At 41.6% G+C, this 20606-nt stretch carries 16 protein-coding genes; 3 read left to right on the top strand and 13 right to left on the bottom strand.

The window, feature by feature from the left end:
• From PSE83_RS14385 to PSE83_RS14370, 4 genes are read right to left on the bottom strand one after another with little or no spacing between them, the layout of a single operon-like run.
• Positions 1-393, bottom strand: a complete 393-nt coding sequence (locus PSE83_RS14385; RefSeq protein ID WP_004259329.1) for a RidA family protein — start codon at positions 391-393, stop codon at positions 1-3.
• A 13-nt stretch (positions 394-406) separates the two neighbouring features.
• Entirely contained in the window at positions 407-1843 is a 1437-nt protein-coding gene (locus PSE83_RS14380) for an N-acyl-D-amino-acid deacylase family protein (protein WP_272660950.1), read from the bottom strand.
• Between the two features lie 18 nt (positions 1844-1861).
• Positions 1862-2488 (bottom strand): 2-dehydro-3-deoxy-6-phosphogalactonate aldolase, encoded by a 627-nt coding sequence (locus PSE83_RS14375; protein ID WP_136134274.1) that lies wholly within the window; start codon positions 2486-2488, stop codon positions 1862-1864.
• Between the two features lie 33 nt (positions 2489-2521).
• Positions 2522-3517 (bottom strand): 2-dehydro-3-deoxygalactonokinase, encoded by a 996-nt coding sequence (locus tag PSE83_RS14370; RefSeq protein WP_036958065.1) that lies wholly within the window; start codon positions 3515-3517, stop codon positions 2522-2524.
• A 245-nt stretch (positions 3518-3762) separates the two neighbouring features.
• Here PSE83_RS14370 and PSE83_RS14365 point away from each other — a divergent pair, with 245 nt between their 5' ends.
• Positions 3763-4545 carry an IclR family transcriptional regulator gene (locus PSE83_RS14365; protein ID WP_036958066.1) on the top strand — a complete coding sequence of 261 codons (783 nt, stop codon included), beginning with the start codon at positions 3763-3765 and terminating at the stop codon, positions 4543-4545.
• Between the two features lie 116 nt (positions 4546-4661).
• Here the strand turns inward: PSE83_RS14365 and narI are convergent, their stop codons facing one another.
• The 5 genes from narI to PSE83_RS14340 form a co-directional block, all read right to left on the bottom strand.
• A complete protein-coding gene (gene narI / locus PSE83_RS14360; RefSeq protein ID WP_004259342.1) occupies positions 4662-5339 on the bottom strand; it encodes a respiratory nitrate reductase subunit gamma in 678 nt (225 codons plus the stop codon).
• Positions 5336-6058 carry a nitrate reductase molybdenum cofactor assembly chaperone gene (gene narJ, locus PSE83_RS14355; protein WP_004259346.1) on the bottom strand — a complete coding sequence of 241 codons (723 nt, stop codon included), beginning with the start codon at positions 6056-6058 and terminating at the stop codon, positions 5336-5338. The genes narI and narJ overlap by 4 nt, the downstream gene beginning before the upstream one ends.
• Complete coding sequence (gene narH / locus PSE83_RS14350; RefSeq protein ID WP_004259350.1) at positions 6055-7596, bottom strand: nitrate reductase subunit beta; 1542 nt, start codon at positions 7594-7596, stop codon at positions 6055-6057. The genes narJ and narH overlap by 4 nt, the downstream gene beginning before the upstream one ends.
• Entirely contained in the window at positions 7596-11357 is a 3762-nt protein-coding gene (locus PSE83_RS14345) for a nitrate reductase subunit alpha (protein ID WP_272536704.1), read from the bottom strand. The genes narH and PSE83_RS14345 overlap by 1 nt, the downstream gene beginning before the upstream one ends.
• Positions 11358-11424: 67 nt before the next feature.
• Positions 11425-12825 carry a NarK family nitrate/nitrite MFS transporter gene (locus PSE83_RS14340; RefSeq protein ID WP_094962389.1) on the bottom strand — a complete coding sequence of 467 codons (1401 nt, stop codon included), beginning with the start codon at positions 12823-12825 and terminating at the stop codon, positions 11425-11427.
• A 336-nt stretch (positions 12826-13161) separates the two neighbouring features.
• Here PSE83_RS14340 and narX point away from each other — a divergent pair, with 336 nt between their 5' ends.
• Together narX and narL are read left to right on the top strand one after the other, a co-directional pair.
• On the top strand, positions 13162-14904 hold the full coding sequence (narX, locus tag PSE83_RS14335; RefSeq protein WP_272660949.1) for a nitrate/nitrite two-component system sensor histidine kinase NarX: 1743 nt from the start codon (positions 13162-13164) through the stop codon (positions 14902-14904).
• 21 nt (positions 14905-14925) lie between these two features.
• Positions 14926-15582: a two-component system response regulator NarL gene (gene narL / locus PSE83_RS14330; RefSeq protein WP_004259360.1), complete on the top strand. Its 657-nt coding sequence runs from the start codon at positions 14926-14928 to the stop codon at positions 15580-15582.
• 12 nt (positions 15583-15594) lie between these two features.
• Here narL and PSE83_RS14325 read toward each other — a convergent pair whose 3' ends face one another.
• From PSE83_RS14325 to PSE83_RS14310, 4 genes are all read right to left on the bottom strand, one after another.
• Positions 15595-16749 (bottom strand): CdaR family transcriptional regulator, encoded by a 1155-nt coding sequence (locus PSE83_RS14325; protein WP_004259365.1) that lies wholly within the window; start codon positions 16747-16749, stop codon positions 15595-15597.
• A 14-nt stretch (positions 16750-16763) separates the two neighbouring features.
• A complete protein-coding gene (locus PSE83_RS14320) occupies positions 16764-17927 on the bottom strand; it encodes a glycerate kinase (RefSeq protein ID WP_144141122.1) in 1164 nt (387 codons plus the stop codon).
• A 33-nt stretch (positions 17928-17960) separates the two neighbouring features.
• On the bottom strand, positions 17961-19301 hold the full coding sequence (locus PSE83_RS14315) for an MFS transporter (protein ID WP_004259371.1): 1341 nt from the start codon (positions 19299-19301) through the stop codon (positions 17961-17963).
• A gap of 120 nt (positions 19302-19421) precedes the next feature.
• Positions 19422-20606 carry a thiolase family protein gene (locus PSE83_RS14310; protein ID WP_153674139.1) on the bottom strand — a complete coding sequence of 395 codons (1185 nt, stop codon included), beginning with the start codon at positions 20604-20606 and terminating at the stop codon, positions 19422-19424.

Here is a 20606-nt window from a genome sequence, read left to right as displayed (position 1 = left end):
TTAAGATTTGAATTTGCTGTTGAAGCAGGTAATATCCACTTCAACCATACAATCGACGACAAGGTCAGCGACAAAGCACACCCGTGCAGGTGGATTATCTGCAAAGAATTGCTGAAATACTTTATTAAAAGATTGGAAATAGCGCGCATCACTTAATACCACTTTCATATGCACAATATCTTGCGTCGCAAATCCCGCATCTTTCATAATGTTTAAACAATTCTCGATAGCCAATTTAGATTGAGCGATAATTCCGCCATCAATCACTTCCCCGTCAATCATGGGTGTTTGCCCTGAAACATACAGCCATCCGTCAGCTAACACGGCCTTAGCAAAAGGCAAAGATTGCCCGCCAGTACCTTTTGAGCCTTCAATTCCGAATCTTTTAATCATTTTTATCTCTCTTTTATTTATTTCTTTCTAAGAATTTACCTGCTCTATTCCCTGTCATTTCTTTTTTGGTATAGGTCAGAACACCATTAACAAACACATATTCAATACCATCCGCTTTTTGTTTTGGGTCTTGGAACGTGGCTGTTTCATTAATTTTTTTAGGGTCAAATACAACGATATCTGCAAAATAATTTTCTTGGATAAGGCCTCTATCCTTTAAAGAAAAACGTTGTGCTGACATGCCTGTCATTTTGTAAATCGCGGTGGTCATTGGGAAAAGCTGCTCATCACGGCTATAGTGGCTAATAACTCGTGGAAAAGTTCCCCAAAGGCGTGGATGTGGATTAGGGTCACGTGGTAAGCCATCAGAACCCACCATACTGCTTGGATGCTGTAACACACGACGAACATCATCTTCGTGCATTTGGAAATAAATCGCTCCCGCAGGAACAATTTTTTCAGCAACTTGGAAAACATCGCTACTCCACATAGCGGCTATTTCTTTTAATGTCTTACCCGCAACGTCAGGGAATGGTGTCGACCAAGTTATTAGGATGTCATAGTCTTCAGTAACTTGTGTGATATCTAAGTTTGATGAACCCGCACGATATGGGTAACAATCACAATTGATATCCTGCATGGCTTGGTATTTTTCAATGAGGGCAAGCGTTTCTTTTGTACGTCCCCAGTTTTTTACACCAGCGCACTTATGGTGGGAAATTTGCACAGGAACTTTTGCATGACGGCCGATATGGAAGGCTTCATGCATCGCATCAATGATACCGTCATATTCAGTTCGCATATGAGTGGTATAAATTCCCTGATGCTCTGCTAATAATTCAGCCAACTCACAAATTTCTTCAGTCGAAGAATTAATTGCGTTACCGTAAGATAAACCAGTGCTTAATCCTAAAGCCCCTTCATCTAACGCACAGGCCAATACTTGCTTCATATGAGCGATATTGTCTTGTGTCGCGGGTTTTAATAAGTCTGTCACACAATTATTTCTTAAGGTTGTATGCCCTATTAACGTCGCAACATTAACGGTTGGCATCACATTATTAATTTTTTGTTTATAACTGGATAAATCAGAAAATTGAAATTCGTTTAACTCACCTAATAAATTAATTGGGTCAGGAACTTCATCCTTTAATGTTGCACACGCTGCACTGATACCACAATTACCAACAATAATTGTCGTTACACCTTGTGATGTTTTTTCAATATATTCAGGCTTATCAATCACAATTAAATCGTCATGAGTATGCACATCAATAAATCCAGGTGATAAAATCAAGCCTGAGCAGTCAATTATTTTTTCAGTATCTTCACTTATATTTTTTGATATTTTAATAATCCGTTCATCTTTAACTGCAATATCACTGACAAACTCGCTTTTACCACTACCATCTATTACAGTGGCATTTTTAAAAACATAATCGTATTTCATTTTAATATCTCTTTAGGATTAATTAGTTTGATTTTTAAATGCGATATATGCAGATATAAATGCTTTCGCTTTTTCTCTGGTTTTCTCTGGTGTTTGGCCTATTTGGTAAAGATCATTTCCCAGTCCTGCACCATGGCAGCCAATATCTAGGTATTCATGCAGATTATTCGGAGTTATGCCTCCTACCGCATAAATAGCAATATTTTTTGGGAGCACTGACATCAGCGATTTCACATAATTAACCCCAAAAGGCGCTGTAGGGAAAATTTTTAAATTAACAGCACCGGCGTCAATCGCGGTAAAAGCTTCTGTTGCTGTTGCACAACCTGGAAATATTTCCATCTTATTTTCAAGAGCAGTAGTGATCACAGAAACGTTAATATTGGGAGTGACAATAATTTTAGCGTTCATTATTGCCAACTTTTCAACATTGCTTTTATTGAGCACAGTACCGGCACCGATTTTTAATTTATCGCCGTAGTTTTCAATCGCTAATGGAATACTTTTTTCCCACTCGGGAGAGTTAAGAGGAATTTCTATATAATTAAAACCTTCATCTGCAAGGATAGCGATATGTTCTAAAACTTCGTCAGGTTTTATTCCCCGTAATATTGCAATAAGCGGTATTTCATTTTTAGAATTCATAACAATCACCTAATAAAAAACCATTAATAATATTTATTTGCATTGCGTTTCTTTTAATATTGAAATTGCACCCAATCCAGAAAAAGGCTGTTCCTTTTTATCGTCTAATAGGTGTATTTCCCCAGTGAAGTAACTATCATTTTTAATTAACTCTTTAAGTGCATCCGCTAAAATAGGTTTTCCACTAATAACAATTTTTATATCGCTAGTAATATTAAGAGCTTGGCTATGTTTTATTGCGAGTAAATCTGACGCCAAAATAGCTCCCAATAAAAAACTTGAGCGTTGGTCAAGTGTCGCTTCCGTGAAAAGGTCTAGTAGCCTCACCGAAAAACAACTTCTCGCAATCCCTACTTGCAGACTAAGCTCAGCACCTTTGCGTAAATATTCTTTATCTAAATATTGAACAAACTGGTGTTCTAAAGAACTGGCTAAGATAGTCTGGTGCGTTAATGTATCGAAAATTTCCCCAGCCATCGTTGTTGCCAATGCAACCACATTATTTTTTTCATCAAGACGTACAAACTTAGAATGTGACCCAGGTAAAATGACTAAGGCAGGGCCAAGATCCGGTTGCTGTGTTAGAATGCCAAAAACTTCAACTTCTTCACCACGCATTACATCTATACTTTCAATTGAATCAAACGTCATATTTGCCACGTTATTTTTAACGCCTGGTATAAAAATAATCGGTTTTTCACTGATCTCTTTGATAACACAAGGCATTGTGGCTTTAGCAAGTTGCTGCATTGAAACGGGGGTCACTTGGTGAGGTAAGTGACACAGCCCAATTTCGGATGTAATCATACCTGATGCAACGAGCTGATAATTTTCTCTTTCTTCGACACTCACCCCTGACAACAGCTTATCTAGTACTGTTTTTATCGATTGAATTAACAGCGTTTTATCGCCATTTTTTGCACAATCCCTAATACCAACTTCAACACTTTGTTCACGAACAACCGCGTTATTTTTCCATGCTCTAACTCGGGTATTCGTTGTCCCTGTATCAATGGTCACTATCAACATGTTTATCCCTTTAAAATAACGGAACATCGTTCCTTTTTTAATAACATACATTAAAAATTAGGAATGTCGTTCCGATTTTGTAAGAATAACGACAGCGATCACAATCAAAAAGTCAAACTCAATGAAGATCAATACATTACGTACTGCATGTTTTTTCAGAGAAAAAGGTAACATCGAGGTAAAAATGGAACGGCGTTTAAAAAATGAGTACAATGAGAGGGCTTAGCGTGAGTGAGGAACCTACGATGACGAAAGAAAGTCAAGCAAACTCGTCGAGTATCGACAGAGTACTGACCATACTTGAAGAGATTAGTAACCATTCTGACGGAATTTCTTTGGCCGAATTGGTCAAAAATACGGAGATTCCAAAAACCACGGCTTTTCGCGTATTAGAAACACTAAAAGAGCGTCAATATGTCAGCTTAGACCATCTTACAGAACGCTATAACCTTGACTTAAAAAGCCTCGAATTAGGCATTAAAGGCTTAATGAATGTTAATTTAGTTGAAGTTTCAATCCCTTATTTAAAAACGTTGTCGAGTTCAACGTTTGAAACTTGCTTTTTAGGAGTTTATAACAGTGGCCATGTGGTCTACCTCTATAAAAGTGAAGGAACGCTATCCATTCAAACCTCCGCAAAACTGGGTGCTCGACTACCCGCTTATTGTACTGGTATAGGGAAAGCTTTATTAGCCTTCCAGCCGTTAGAAGAAATTGATGCTGTACTAGATAAACCATTAACCAAATACACTGAAAAAACAGTTATCGATCGCATGAAACTGTATGAAGTTTTGGCTGATATTCGTTTAAAAGGCTTTTCTTTAGATGATGAAGAAAATGAAGAAGGGCTCACCTGTGTGGCAAGGCCGATATTTAATTATACCGGTAATATTATCGGCGCGATTAGTGTCGCTGGGCCGACTCACAGAATGGTTTCCAAAATAGACCGTGTTAATGAAGAACTTGCCCACGTTTGCTTACTGATTTCCCGCCGCCTTGGCTATATTGAGCCAACCAACACTAAATAAAACAAAAAACCCCATCTCCTATGAGATGGGGCGCCAAAATAGCAATATTTGTTGTTTACACAAGAACAAGTTGTACAAAAGCAATGTATTGGCCCACCTCCTTGTGGAACCCAAACCTAATGGCGATTTCTCACCAATTGATACCGACGAGTCAGGTATTCGATAGGTGCACTCCAAATGTGCACTAAGCGGCAGAATGGGAAGAGTAAAAATATCGTCATCCCCAACACAATATGCAGTTTAAAAACAATGCCAACCCCTTCAAGGTAATTGGATGCCCCCCAATGGAATGTCACAATAGACTGTGCCCATCCCACTAATTTCAACATTTCGCTACCATCCATATGTTGTGCTGAGAATGGAATGGTGAGTAATCCTAAGCAAACTTGCACCACCAGCAAGGTTAAGATCATGATGTCACCAAAGGATGAAGTTGCTCTCACTCGTGGGTTTGTCAGGCGGCGCTTCAATAGCATCGCGCCACCAATTAACATCATCACACCTGCTGATCCCCCACCTATCATCGCCATTAACTGCTTAATGTGCATTGGCAGAAAAGATTCATACATCCAATGAGGCGTTAACATACCTAAAAAGTGCCCGACAAAAATCCCAATAATCCCCAAATGGAATAAGTTTGATGCCAAACGCATGTTCTTTTTATCCAACATTTGGCTGGAACCCGCTCGCCACGTGTATTGCCCGTAATCGTAACGTAACCAACTACCGACAATAAATACCGTCCCAGCGATATAGGGGTAAATATCGAAGAAAAATTGATTGATAAAATTCATTTTTGAACTCCTACATGGCTGCCCACACTGAGATCCAAATACTGTGGTACCACCGCATTGGCGAAGCGATGTTGATGCGCTGCAACTTCGCTACCACATGTTTTTTCATCGGCAAAAAATTTCACTTGCTCCTCTTCCCAAACTGCATCTAGCGCCTCTGGGGTATCATCCCGTACTTCGGTTGCTACTTGTTTGCTTAATTGCTCCGCAGCAATGTCGCTATGGGAAAGCTCAAGTAAAAAATCAAATAAAACAGAGAAACGGCTTTCTCGCTGTTTCAACCTTTCCCCTAACAGCGCTAAAATTGGCGCAATATCCTGTAACCCCTCGATAGTTTCATCGGTCGGTAATGCCGTGAGGTATTCCAAATAAATGGGCAAATGATCGGGTAATTCACGGCAATCAATGTGCAAACCCTGTTGCTGATATTGAGCCATTAAATCAACCATCGCTTGCCCTCGGTCTCGGGATTCGCCATGTACATGCTCAAATAGCAATAATGATGTCGCGCGCCCTCTATCAAACAGTTCACAATATTGCGCCTGCATATCAAGTAAGTCTTCGTTGAGATACTCACGCACAAACACCATCAGTTGAACAGCCCGTGTGACAGGCAGCTCATCAGCCTGTTCTAGCGCTTCAATGAGCTCATCACGATGTAACCAAAGCGCTTCCGAAGGGTATTCCAATAACCGAGAAATCACTTTTAGTGTCATCATAGTGCTTTCTCCTGATTATTTTTTGGTGTGATATCAATGGCGTCAATGCGCCTGCTATTAAATAAATTCGCTTTGCTATCGCTGCCATGGCAACCATCACCAAAACTAAAGCCACAAGCTTTCGCTTCAGGGAATGCTTCACGCGCCAATTCTCGATGACTGGATGGAATGACAAAACGGTCTTCATAGTTAGCAATGGCTAAATAGCGGTACATTTCTTGTGCCTGAGCTTGTGTTAAGCCGACTTGCTCTAATGCACTGGTATCACATTGGTTTTCCACGGTTTCTGCCCGTTTGAAATGGCGCATCGCTAACATACGTTTTAACGCCAATAACACCGGTTCGGTATCCCCTGCGGTTAACAAATTCGCAAGGTATTGCACTGGAATGCGTAAACTTTCGACATCCGGCAATACACCTTTATTAGCTAATAGCCCTGAATCCGCCACTGACTGGATCGGTGACAAAGGTGGTACATACCACACCATTGGTAACGTGCGGTATTCAGGGTGTAATGGCAGAGCTAAGCGCCACTCCATCGCCATTTTGTACACTGGAGATTTCTGTGCCGCATCGATCACACTTAATGGGATCCCTTGTTTTTGCGCTTCTTCAATCACTTTTGGATCATGGGGATCAAGGAAAACATCAAGTTGGCTCTGGTAAAGGTCGGTTTCCTTTTCGACACTGGCAGCTGACTCAATTTTATCGGCGTCATACAGCAATACCCCTAAATAGCGGATACGACCAACACAGGTTTCAGAGCAAACCGTTGGCATGCCTGACTCAATACGTGGGTAACAGAAAATACATTTTTCTGATTTACCGCTTTTCCAATTGAAATAGATTTTTTTATACGGGCAACCAGTTAAGCACATACGCCAGCCACGGCATTTGTCTTGGTCAATCAACACAATACCGTCTTCTGAGCGCTTATAAATTGCACCACTTGGGCAGGTCGCGACGCAAGCTGGGTTTAAACAATGTTCACACAGGCGTGGCAAATACATCATGAACGTATTTTCAAACTGCCCATACATCTCTTTTTGAATATGTTCAAAATTTTTATCTTGGGCTCGTTTGGCGAATTCACCGCCTAAATCATCTTCCCAGTTTGGTCCCATTTTCACGTTACTCATTCGCTCACCAGTAATTAATGAACGAGGGCGTGCTGTCGGTACGTGCTTACCTTCTTTAGCATTTTTTAAATGGCCGTAGTCATAATTAAACGGCTCATAATAATCATCCAAAGCAGGTACATCTGGGTTAGCGAAGATTTTTGATAAAACGCCAACTTTGTTCCCCATACGTGGAACCAATTTACCCTTAATGGTGCGGATCCAGCCTCCTTTCCATTTTTCTTGGTCTTCCCAATTATGGGGGTAACCAATACCTGGTTTGGTTTCGACGTTATTAAACCATGCGTATTCTACCCCTTCGCGGCTAGTCCACACGTTTTTACAGGTCACTGAGCAAGTGTGACAACCAATACATTTATCAAGGTTTAGCACCATGCCGACTTGAGAACGAATTTTCATTATGCTTTCTCCTTTCCGCTCAAGGTCTGCTGGTAGGCATCACCTTCACCATCCAGCCAGTCAACCTGTTTCATTTTGCGAACAACCACAAATTCATCACGATTAGAACCTACGGTTCCGTAATAATTGAAGCTATAGGCAAGGTGCGCATAGCCGCCGATCATATGCGTAGGTTTCGGGCAAACACGCGTGACCGAATTATGAATTCCGCCACGTTGGGCCGTAATTTCAGAACCTGGTAAGTTGATCAGTCGTTCTTGGGCGTGGTACATCATGATCATGCCATCAGGAATACGTTGGCTAACGATCGCTTTAGCGGTTAATGCACCATTACTGTTAAAAGCTTCAACCCAATCGTTATCTTCAACACCCAGTTCGCGGGCATCTTCTTCGCTAAGCCAAACAACTGGACCACCGCGGCCTAACGTCAACATTAATAAGTTGTCACTGTAAGTAGAGTGGATCCCCCATTTTTGGTGCGGTGTTAAAAAGTTCAGTGCTTTTTCTGGGAATCCATTGGATTTTTTCCCCATAAGTGGCTGAGCCGCTCGAGTGTCAATTGGTGGGCGATACACCACAAGGCTTTCCCCAAAGGCGCGCATCCATTCGTGATCTTGATATAATTGCTGACGACCACTGAGCGTCCGCCATGGGATCATTTCATGCACGTTGGTGTAACAGGCATTGTAGGAAACATGTTCATCTTCCAGCCCTGACCATGTAGGGCTTGAGATAATTTTACGCGGCTGCGCAACAATATCGCGAAAACGGATTTTTTCGTCTTCTTTATAACGAGCAAGATGAGTATGGTCGCGGCCCGTTACTTTGCTTAACGCATCCCATGCTTTTACTGCCACTTGCCCATTGGTTTCAGGTGCAAGTGTTAAAATGACTTCCGCGGCATCAATTGCCGTTTCAATTTTTGGCCGCCCAGCATTAGTACCGTCAGGCTGGGTTTTATTGAGTTTTTTCAAGAAATCAATTTCATCTTGTGTATTCCAATTGATCCCTTTACCACCATTACCCAATTTATCCATCAATGGGCCAAGAGAGGTAAAACGTGCATAAGTATTTGGGTAGTCACGCTCAACACAGATAATATGCGGCGCTGTTTTCCCTGGAATAAGCTCGCATTGCCCTTTTTTCCAATCTCTAACATCAAAAGGCTGTGCCATCTCGGCTGCACTATCATGTTGAATCGGCAGCGTCACCACATCCGTTTCTTTGCCTAAGTGCCCAACGCTGACCTCAGAAAATGCTTTGGCAATCCCCTTATAAATTTCCCAATCGCTTTTGGATTCCCAAGCTGGGTCAACTGCAGCTGATAATGGGTGAATAAATGGATGCATATCCGAGGTATTCATATCGTCTTTTTCATACCAAGTAGCAGTCGGTAAAATAACGTCCGAGAACAGGCAGGTGCTCGACATTCTGAAGTCGAGAGTCACCACTAAGTCAACTTTCCCTTCTGCCGCTTTATCTTGCCATTCCACTTCTTCTGGTTTGACGCCGCCTTGTTGACCTAAGTCTTTGCCTTGAATACCATTTTCAGTTCCTAATAAGTATTTCAGTAAGTATTCATGGCCTTTCCCTGCGGAACCCAATAAATTTGAACGCCAAATAAACAGATTTCGTGGGAAATTTTGAGGGTCATCAGGTTGCTCTGAAGCAAAGCGAATATTCCCTTCTTTCAACTGCTTAACAGTATAGTCAGTGGGTGACATCCCTTCACTTTGAGCATTCTTCGCAATATTTAATGGGTTGACATTTAATTGTGGTGCTGACGGCAGCCACCCCATGCGTTCTGCACGTACATTCATATCAACCAAACTGCCGCTAAAGGCTTGCTTATCGGCTAGAGGCGATAACAACTCTTCTGTTGCGACTGTTTCATAACGCCATTGGCTTGAATGGTTATAAAAGAAAGATGTGCTATTCATATGGCGAGGTGGGCGCTGCCAGTCCAAACCAAAGGCTAAAGGTAACCAACCCGTTTGTGGCCGTAATTTCTCTTGCCCAACATAATGAGACCAGCCACCGCCGCTTTGCCCAACGCAACCACAGAAAATCAACATATTGATAATCGCACGATAGGTCATATCCATGTGATACCAATGGTTAATCCCTGCACCAACAATCACCATAGAACGGCCATGGGTTTTCTCTGCGGTATCGGCAAACTCACGCGCTATGCGAATAATATTTTGGCGGCTAACCCCTGTGACTTTTTCCGCCCACGCAGGTGAATACGCTTTCATATCATCGTAATCAACCGCACAGTTTTCATCACCAAAACCACGGTCAATACCGTAGTTCGCTAGCATTAAATCATAAACACTAGTAACCAATGATTCGCTACCATCAGCTAACTGAATACGTTTAGTGGGCAGTTTATGTAATAAAACATCTTTAAGTTCAACATGCTGGAAGTGCTCACTTTCTAATCCACCAAAGTAAGGAAAACCAACATCGACAAATTCATCATGGCTATCTGCCAAGCTGAGTTTCATTTTAATGTTATGTGCATCTTGCCCAGCACGCGGTTCTAAATTCCATTTTTGGCCGCCATCCCAACGGAATCCCATTGAACCTTGTGGAGCACATAATTCACCTGTCTCTTCATCAATCGCAATAGTTTTCCATTCGGCATTTTTTTCTTCGCCTAATGAATTATGTAAATCAGATGCCCGTAGCATGCGGCCTGCGGCATAAGAACCATCTTCACGCTTATCTAGCATAACAAGCATCGGCATATCGGTATAAGTGCGCACATATTCACGGAAGTATTCCGCTTCACGTTTTACATGGAATTCATTGAGGATCACATGCCCCATCGCCATTGCCATGGCGCTATCCGTTCCTTGTTTCGGGTTCAACCAATGGTCACATAATTTGGCAATTTCCGCGTAGTCTGGCGTCACCGCGACCGTTTTCGTCCCTTTATAACGCACTTCTGCAAAAAAGTGTGCGTCTGGCGTACGCGTTTGCGGTACGTTAGAGCCCCAAGCAATAATATAAGACGAGTTGTACCAATCCGCTGATTCAGGTACGTCAGTTTGTTCGCCCCACGTCATGGGTGACGCAGGTGGCAAGTCACAATACCAGTCATAAAAACTTAAGCATGAGCCACCAATTAACGATAAATAGCGAGCACCCGAGGCGTAGGAAACCATCGACATCGCGGGAATTGGTGAAAAGCCAACAATGCGGTCAGGACCAAATTCTTTAATCGTCGCGACGTTCGCTGCCGCAATCAGTTCATTCACCTCCTGCCAGCTTGAGCGAACAAAACCACCACGACCACGAGCTTGTTTATAGCTTTGTGCCTTCTGTGGGTCATTGATAATAGATAGCCACGCTGCAACAGGGTCTTGCTGCTCCGCTTTTGCTTCACGCCATAGTTTAAGTAAGCGCTTACGCATCATTGGGTATTTAACACGGTTTGCGCTATATAAATACCAAGAGTAACTCGCACCACGAGGGCATCCTCTCGGCTCATGATCAGGTAAATCTGGGCGAGTTCGTGGGTAATCCGTCTGTTGAGTTTCCCAAGTCACTAACCCATTTTTGACATAAATCTTCCAGCTACAAGAGCCCGTACAATTGACACCATGGGTGGAACGCACGACTTTGTCATGCTGCCAGCGGCTACGATAACCATCTTCCCAATCACGGTTTACATTTAACTCTTGCCCGTGATCACCTGAAAAGGTTTCGCCCAACTGCTTAAAATACCGAAATCTATCTAAAAACTTGCTCATCGGATTGCCTCCAAAGAGACGGCGACCGGCGCCGTACATTGCTAAAATTGATTTTTATGACTTGTTATTATTTGTGTTTACGGCCGTATACCAGCCATGTGATAAACACACAGGAAAGATAAAATATAAAAAATACTTTCATTGCATCTGCCGGTGAACCCGTCAGTGTTAATGATGTACCGAACGCTTTTGGAATAAAGAAGCCACCTATTGCACCAATAGCAGAGATAAACCCTAAAGCTGCAGCACTTTCTGTTACCGCCTCTTTTTGGGCTTCTTGCTCTGAAGCTCCTCTTAAGATGGCTTTGTCCATGGTTAATTTACGAAAAACAACAGCAATCATTTGGAAGGTTGAGCCACTGCCTAGCCCTGCCGTTAAAAACAGCACCATAAATACGCCATAAAACGCCCCGAAAGAGCCTCCTTGACCGTTTTCTGGTAACGTAAAAAACAGCAAGCCGGAGAAAACAGCCATGACCACAAAGTTCAGTAATGTGACTTTCACACCACCAAAACGGTCAGATAACATGCCACCGACTGGGCGAGCTAACGCACCGAGGAAAGGGCCAAAAAAGGCAAACTTCAAGATAATGACGTCTGGAAACTGGGTTTTCGATAACATCGCGAAACCAGCAGAAAAACCGATAAACGAGCCGAATGTCGCCAGATATAACAGGCTTAATACCCATAGATGGCCACGTTTCAAAACAGGTAATTGTGCTTTAAGAGATGCCTTATTAGCCGCTAAGTCATTCATGCCAAACCAAGCCATTACCGTAAAAAGCAGTAGAAATGGCACCCAAATCCAAGCAGCATTTTCTAACCACAACGTTGAGCCATCAGGCTGAGCCGCTCCAGTCCCACCAACGAAAGTAAATACACCAACACCAACGATAAAAGGCGCCACTAATTGCATGACACTGACCCCTAAATTTCCTAGCCCACCATTCAGGCCAAGTGCACCGCCTTGGCGAGCTTTAGGGAAAAAGAAGCTGATATTGGCCATGCTGGATGCAAAGTTAGCGCCGGCAAAACCACAAAGTAGGGAAATAATGACAAAGACTTGATAAGGCGTGGCAGGGTTTTGAATCGCATAACCTAGCCAAATACATGGGATCACTAAAAACAACGTACTAATAGCAGTCCAACGGCGCCCACCAAAAATAGGAATAACGAATGAATAAGGGACTCTTAATAAAGCACCTGAAACGGAAGGTAATGCGGTTAATAAAAATAATTGGTCTGTCGTAAAATTAAAACCCACTTTATTTAAATTAACCGCAACTGCACTAAATAACATCCATACGCAAAATGCGAGCAATAAACATGGAATAGAAATCCATAAATTACGATTGGCAATACGCTGTCCTGTTTGCTGCCAAAACCGAGTATCTTCAGGACGCCAATCCTGTATAACACCATTATTTGACTGTGCAGCTACACTATTAACATTATCTCGTTGAGACATAAATCACCCCGATAAATACAATTTCTGCTCGCAGTGTGTGGCGAATAGACCACCGTGAAGCTGATCTAAATCAAGAGAGATTTAAATGAAATATGCGTGATTTTTCTCGTTAACCACCAGAGTAGTATTAGGAGTACAAAACAATAATTGATTGAATTAAAACAAAAAAAATCATTGCTTGGTAATTTTATTTGTTGAAATTTAAAGCGAATAATTCAATGGGATATTAAGGAGTAATACCGAAGTGGCATATTCAATTTTATATAATAGAGAAACAATATCTACGTTATCAAAAATAATAAATAAACGTATAGAATAGAGTAGAAAGGATCATTTATGTCTATTGCTTATCACCGATTTTCAATCATTAACCAAGTTATTGGTTTAATGCTATTGATTGCCGTACTCGGTATTATTGGCATGACAATTTCAAATAGTATGATTATTAGTGTGCAAGGAAATGCACATGCAATAAATAAATCAGGCTCATTGCGGATGCAAAGTTATCATTTACTTTCATTAGTACCACTCAACCAATATTCTGACGTATATGTTAGTGAGCTTGAAAAAAATTTATTAAGCAATGAACTAACACAAGTTGTCGATATAGAAGATTTAAATCCGCAATTTGCTGAGCTTTATCAATATTGGGTTACAGAATTAAAACCTGCACTTAACCATGCAGTTTCTCCTAATGATGCACGTCTCGCGGTCGTTACCTTTGTTAATAAACTCGATGCATTAGTTCGTAATATTGATGAAAAAACAGAACGAAAAATAACCTATGTAGCAATCACTCAAATGGTATTTATTGGCCTCGTTTTATTGCTACTTATTTTTGCTATCTGCCATTTTAGAAAGAAAATTTATACACCTTGGCTTAAGTTACTTCATATGGTGAACGCGATTAGTCACCAAGACTTTAGTCAGCGCTTTCCTGTAGGCAAAAAACAAGATGAGCTAAATTCACTGGGCCATACGTTAAATCAAATGTCGGATGAGCTCGCACAGAGTTACCATCAATTAGAATCTCGAGTTATCGAAAAAACCGCCGATCTGCAAAAGAAAAATAAAGTATTACTCTATTTATACCAATCTAATCGAACCCTACATGCCATTGGGCCACTATCAATAAGGTTAGAAAAAGTGTTATTTGAGCTTAAAAGTTTAATCCCACTGCAAAATATTAGATTGAGGCTATACGAAGAAAACAATGATGCCTGCTTTCATGAAATTCATTGTCCAGAAAACGAGGAGCACTCTCTCAAGTCACCCAAGATGGCTGAACACCTTAAAGTAATATCATGGGAGATTTCTGATAATTTACAGCGTTATGGCATGATTTTAGCTGAAATGGATATAAATCAGCCATTATCTGAAGAACAAAATAATTTAGTGCTGATGCTAGTTAAACAAATCGCTGGAATGCTAGCGATGGAGCACCAATTAGAGCAACAACAGCAGTTACTGATTATGGATGAACGATCGGCGATTGCGAGAGAATTGCATGATTCCATCGCACAATCATTATCTTGCCTCAAAATGCAAATTAGTTATCTGCAAATGCAACCTAAAACATTGCCAACTAAGCACCAAGAACTATTAAACGAAATGCGCAATGAAATAAATTCCGCTTATAGTCAATTACGTGAGCTTTTAACAACCTTCAGACTAAAATTAACTGAACCAGGCCTATTCCCTGCCTTAGAAAGCACAATCCAAGAATTCAGTCAGCGCCTTGGTTTTCAAATTGGATTAAATTACCAAATTCCAGCCAAAAGCCTCTCTCCACATCAATCTATTCATATTATCCAGATAATCCGAGAAGCTTTAAGCAATATTCTCAAACATGCTAATGCAAACTGGTCACAAGTCTCATTAATCGAAAATAACGGATTAATCACCATGGCAATAGAAGATAATGGGGAAGGTATTCAGCCTCAGCCAACAAAAAATAACCATTATGGATTGATTATTATGAGAGAAAGAGCGCTAAGCCTAAATGGGAAATATCAAATTTCGCCAAGAGTTCAGGGTGGCACTATTGTTAATGTCGTATTTCCACTGACTTTGGCTTAATTAAATTGGAGTAACTCATTAATGAAAAATGAAAATAAACTGACTGGGCAATCTACCATTTTACTGATTGATGATCACCCGATGCTACGTAATGGTGTTAAACAATTAATTAGTTTAGAACCCACATTAAAGGTAATTGGTGAAGCAGACGATGGAATAACGGGTATTAAAATTGCGGAAGAACAAGACCCAGATTTAATCCTATTAGATCTCAATATGCCTAGTATGAATGGCTTTGAAGTACTCGATAATTTACGTAACCGCGAACTTTCAGGCCGTATTATCTTATTTACGGTGTCCAATTATGGCGAAGACTTAATTAATGCGTTAAAACGAGGTGCTGATGGCTATTTACTCAAAGACATGGAGCCTGAAAAATTAATTATTGCATTAAAAGAAGCCGCAAGTGGTAAAATGGTCGTTAGCCCAACGCTCGCTTCCATTTTAGCTGAATCTTTAAGAGATAACCGAGCCCCTACAGAGCATAATCTATCAGCACTAACCCCAAGAGAAACCCATATCTTAGATTTAATCTCACAGGGGCTATCAAATAAGATGATTGCGAATAAATTACAAATCACAGAGAGCACCGTCAAAGTCCATGTCAAACACTTACTAAAGAAACTTAATTTAAAATCGCGCGTTGAAGCCGCTATTTGGGTTTTACAACAAAAGTAATGATACGGCTCCTTAACTTAATGCATCGAGCCATGGCTGTTGTTTTGGGTAACGTCGACGGTAGCCATGCATCGCAACAGATAACTGAATGAGATCCGTAAACCTTGTCGGGTCCAAACTGGTTTGCTTTTTAATTTGTTGTAACCGATAACTTAATGTATTTCTGTGAATGCCTAATTGCTGCGCGGTGCTACCTATTTCGCCATTTTGCGATAAAAACAACTCAAGGGTTTCAAGCAAAATATCGCCCGAATCATGCAACAATATTTTATGGCAAATATCTAAAAAGAAATTAAATAGATAGCTATTTTCCAATTCATTAAAGAGGCATAAAGATGCCATTTCTTTAAATAAAAAGACTTGTTTATCGGGAACCGTTAGCCGTCCAACTTCAATAACTGAACGTGCAAAATGTACTGCATCCCTCACATGTTCTTGCGTATCTGCCTGAACACCAACACCAATATAATATTGGCTAAGTTGGCTATCTAGAATGAAATGAAGATTAGAAATAAACGATTCATTTTGATAATGCGTTGATGGGAATAGCATCAAAATTTCGCGGCTATTGAGTAATAACACATCACTTTTTTCCATAGCTGATAATTCAGTAATGATCGTATCGAGTATTTCTGGGCGGTACTGAATAGCTTCAATATTAATAATCACAGGAATAGTCGGTAAAGTGAACGCAAAACCGGAATTATGTAATTTTAGTAATGCACTGCGCCCCTGTGCTGGCGTTGTGCTTTCTATAAACTGGACAAATAGCATGTCACGCAAACGATGCTGCCAGTTAATACTACGCCGCTCAATTTCTTGTTGAATTAGCAGCTCAGCCGTCAGTATAGCGAGCTCGGCATAACGCTGGATCACAACAGGGTCACCACTCACGCCAATCACTAATTCCACTTTATCAGCCACAACAATCGGATGGTTTATCCCCGGTGCCACATTCGAATAAGCTCGTGCTTCATTTTCATTGTAGATGGTGATCCGTTTGCCGCAGCGGATCACTTCCACTGCGGCTTCATGGGTTTCACCAATACGCTTTTTTTCACCTGAAGCGATAATCACGCCCTGACTATTAATCACATTGACGTTGTGATGGATAATTCCCATTGCACGCGTGACAATATCATTGGCTAGTTTTTCAGTCAGTAGCATATTACCGCCTCACTTTAGGGTTTTATTTGCGTATTCGGATTTGCGAGTACGGTACGCAGCAAATTTTCTGCTGTATCTGCCAAATAACGTTCACCATTTGTCATGGCTTGCTCAAGGGAAACTGGCCCCGGACAAAGCGACCACATTGCGGTAATGCCATGTTGGAATAAGATACGGCTATCTTCACTATACCCCCCACAAAGCGCAATGACAGGCACACCATAATGACTGGCCATACGAGCCACTCCCACAGGAGCCTTACCATTCGCACTTTGACTGTCAAGCCGCCCCTCTCCTACAATGACTAAATCCGCTTGTTGAATATAAGATTTTGCGCCAAGGAGTCCCAAAACGAGATCGATTCCTTTTTCGAGCTTTGCCGAAACAAACCAACGAAGCCCCGCACCTAATCCACCCGCTGCACCACTGCCAGCCTCCAGTGAAACATCTTTTCCCGTTATTGCTGACATTAATTTCACATAGTGAGCCATCCCAATTTCAAGCTGGTCAAGTGTGGCTTGGTCGGCCCCCTTTTGGGGACCATAAACATAAGTCGCACCATTTTTGCCTAATAAAGGGTTTTCAACATCGCAAGAGACATTAAATTCAACCTTAGCGGCTCGCGAGTCAAATTTATCAAAATCAATCTTTGCAATATTAATGAGGTCTTTTCCGCAAATTGGCGTCTCAATAAGCTGAGAATTTTTATCGTAAAACTGAGCACCCAATGCTTGAGCAAACCCTGCACCACCATCATTAGTTGCACTTCCTCCTATCCCGATAACAATACGAGAACAACCCATATCGAGTGCATGCTTGACCATTTCACCCAAGCCATAAGTTGAGGCATTTTCAACTCGACGATGCTCACGTTGAACGAGTTCCAGCCCACAACATTGCGCCATTTCGATAAAAGCGGTTTTTCCCTCCAATACTAATAACCCTGCATCAACCTTACTACCATAAGGCCCAGTACAGCTAAAAATGTAAGGTGTTACACCAGAAAGCGCGGGGCTATTCTCCAGTGACTCCAACAAACCTTCTCCGCCATCAGATATGGGTAATAACGTCATATCTAACTCAGAGGATACACGCTTGAAACCCTCAGCAACGGCTTGGCACGCTAACCTTGCAGAACAACTTCCTTTAAAGGAATCAAGTGCGATAACAATTTTCATGCAGACTTTCCTATTGTAAATGGCGATGTTGAATTATTTGCTTTCCACTGAAGTCGATACTTGTAATGGCTCAGCTTCGCTCATACCGTTAGTATTCACTCGTGACGCAATAATCGTTCCGATAACTAGCAAACCGACACCAAACCATAATCCAGAAGTGGCTGTTCCTGTATAATCTTCAAAAAAGCCAAGAATGAACGGGCCAAGGAAGCCGCCAAACAGCCCTAAGCAGTTCAATAGTGCCAAACTTCCCGCTAACATGCTGCCACTCATATAAGTCGGAGGAAGCGAGAAAATAATCGATTGAACCACAAAAAACATAAATGCCGTTAAGCAAAAGCCAATTAAACCGACAACTGGGCCACCCAGTGCACCAATCACTAACCCTACGGCCATTACTGCATAACCTGAAATTAAAATACGTGATGAACGACGCGGTGTATTAGCTTTTCTCGCGACAAAAATGCCACCAATTGCGGCTGAAATCCATGGAATCGCTGTTAATAAGCCGATTTGAATAGGTGTTAATTTGCCATATTCACCGATAATAGTCGGTAAAAAATAACTTAAACCATAGACCGAGAACTGGTGAGTAAAATAGATAGCAACAATCATCATAAAGGCTTTATTCTTAAATGCCGCCTTGAGTGAGAATTTACTGTTACTCACACTAATACTGTTTTTGTCTTGATCATGTTTATATTTAATATAATTCCGATCATCTTCATCTAACCATTTTGCATCTTCTGGTTTATTCGGCAACACGAACCACACAACAAATGCTAGGATAACTGCTGGCAAGCCTTCAATAACAAACATCCATTGCCAACCATGGAAGCCTAATAAGCCATCCATACTCAGCAATAAACCACTCAGCGGCGCCCCAATAATATTTGCAAGACAAACCCCGAGTAAAAATAACCCTGTTGCTTTAGCCCGTTCTTCTTGGCTAAACCAATATGTCATATATAGAATAACCCCAGGATATAAGCCCGCTTCAGCCGCTCCCAGTAATAACCGCAAGATATAAAAAGAAGTCGGCCCTGTCACAAACGCCATCGCCGCAGATAATAACCCCCAAGTGATCATGATCCGCGTGATCCAAAAACGCGCGCCTACTTTCTCCATTATCAAATTACTTGGGATCTCAAGAATCGAGTAGGTTAAGAAAAAAAGCCCCGCACCAATACCAAACGCGGTTGCAGATAATCCTAAATCAATCGACATCGCATTTTTTGCCATGCCAATATTTGTTCGGTCAATAAAGCTAATAATGTACGCTAAAATCAACAACGGCATCAGGTTACGGTATATCTTTGCGTTGGTTTTTTTCCCCTGAGCCACATAATCTAACTTTGCATTTGTAGAAAACATAGATAAGATCCTCATGTTGTAGTGAAACAGGTACGGCTCTTGGCAATAAGTGACATACCTGTTGTTTTACTTCAGCAACAGCCCGACGCCCCACGTCGGGCTTTCTGCTTGCAGCTTTTCTTATTCTCTTTCGAACAACATTGATATCCCTTGACCACCACCGATACACATAGTCACTAACCCGGTAGTAACCTGACGGCGTTCCATTTCATACATTAACTTCACAGGTAAAATAGCCCCACTGGCACCCACTGGATGACCCAGAGCAATTGCCCCACCATTCACATTCACTTTAGTGCTATCAAGAGACAAATCATTCATAACTGCAATGGCTTGTGCAGCAAATGCTTCATTTAGCTCAATTAAATCAATGTCTTTTACATCCATTTTGAGCTTTTCCATTAATCGACGGGTTGCTGGCGCGGGTCCAAAGCCCATAATGGCCGCTTCACAACCTGCTACAGCCCAATCGACCACTTTCATTCTTGGCTTCAGACCACGTTTTTCCGCTTCTTCACGACGCATCATCACTAATGCCGCAGCACCATCATTGATACCTGAAGAGTTTGCTGCCGTAATCACACCATCAGTTTTAAATGCAGGGCGCAATTTTGCTAATTTTTCACGTGGTGTATCACGCGGATGTTCATCGGTATCAAAAATACGTGTACCTTTACGGCCTTCGGGTATTTCTACTGGTAATATTTGGTCAGAAAAATAACCGGCTTGAATCGCTTTTAACGCTTTTTGCTGGCTATCCCATGCAAAATCATCCATTTCTTCACGGGTAATATTGAACTGCTCTGCAACATTTTCTGCCGTCATTCCGTTGTGGTAAGGGCCTTCTGGCCAAGTTAGGATGGACGTTAACCCATCTTCCAGTACATCATTTCCCATGCGGTAGCCATAGCGCGCTTTGCGTAAGTAGTACGGCAGCATTGTCATATTTTCAGTACCACACGCCACCACAACATCTGATTGGCCGGTCTGCAACAACATCATGCCATCGGCTAACGCTTGTAGCCCTGAACCACATTGGCGGTTAACAGAATAAGCGGTGGTTTCTTTTGGTAACCCTGCTCGCAGTTGGCAAATACGAGCGATAAAACCACTTTCTGCGATTTGCCCAACATTACCCACAATGACTTCATCAACATCTTCGGGAGCAATTCCAGCTCTTTTCACGGCTTCACGGATAACCACCGCCCCGAGGTCATGTTGATGCGTATTTGCAAAACTTCCCCCCATCGTGCCAATTGCCGTTCTCACACCACTCACAATGACAATATCATTCGCTTGTTTCAT

Source organism: Providencia sp. PROV150 (assembly GCF_028481025.1).
In the GTDB taxonomy this organism is placed as follows: domain Bacteria; phylum Pseudomonadota; class Gammaproteobacteria; order Enterobacterales; family Enterobacteriaceae; genus Providencia; species Providencia hangzhouensis.
This window is presented reverse-complemented; position numbering and strand designations above follow the sequence as displayed.